This window comes from Streptomyces parvulus (genome assembly GCF_014648855.1).
GTDB lineage: Bacteria > Actinomycetota > Actinomycetes > Streptomycetales > Streptomycetaceae > Streptomyces > Streptomyces parvulus.
In genome coordinates, this window is the sequence record NZ_BMRX01000055.1 from 1 (window position 1) to 700 (window position 700).

A 700-nucleotide genomic window follows, 5' to 3' on the forward strand; every position below is an offset into this window, starting at 1 on the left:
TTGTGGCTGGGTTCGTTGAAGTCGAATGTGGGGCATGCGCAGGCGGCTGCGGGTGTGGGTGGGGTCATCAAGATGGTGATGGCTCTGGAGCATGGTGTGCTGCCGAGGACGTTGCATGTGGATGAGCCGTCGTCGCGGGTGGACTGGTCGGCGGGTGCGGTGGAGTTGCTGGCCGAGCAGCGTGAGTGGCCCGAGGTGGGTCGTCCGCGTCGGGCGGGGGTGTCGTCGTTCGGGGTGAGCGGGACGAACGCGCACGTGATCCTGGAGCAGGCACCGGCGGTCGAGTCGGTCGCAGGGCCGGAGGCGGTGCGCGACCTGTCCGTCGTCCCGCTGGTCGTCAGCGCCAAGACCCGGGGCGCCCTCCGGGAACAGCAGGCACGCGTACGCGCCCTCCTGGACCAGGAGCCCTCGCCGCGCCCGCTCGACGTGGCCTACAGCCTGGCCACCGGACGCTCGGCCCTGGAACACCGCTCGGTGACGCTGGGAGAGGTCACGCTGGAAGGCGCCGTCCCGGAGTCCTCCGGCCAGACGGTGCTGATGTTCCCGGGTCAGGGGACGCAGTGGGCGGGGATGGGCCGTGAACTCCTCGATTCGTCGCCGGTGTTCGCGGCGCGGCTGGGGGAGTGTGCGGCGGCGTTGGCGCCGTTCGTGGACTTCGATCCGGTCGAGGTGCTGCGGTCGGGGGCTGCTCTGGAGCGGG

General features: G+C 71.1%; 1 protein-coding gene. It reads left to right on the plus strand.

The window, feature by feature from the left end; translation table 11 throughout:
- On the plus strand, positions 1–700 hold a 700-nt coding region (locus IE108_RS34675), incomplete at both ends, for a ketoacyl-synthetase C-terminal extension domain-containing protein (RefSeq protein WP_189397858.1).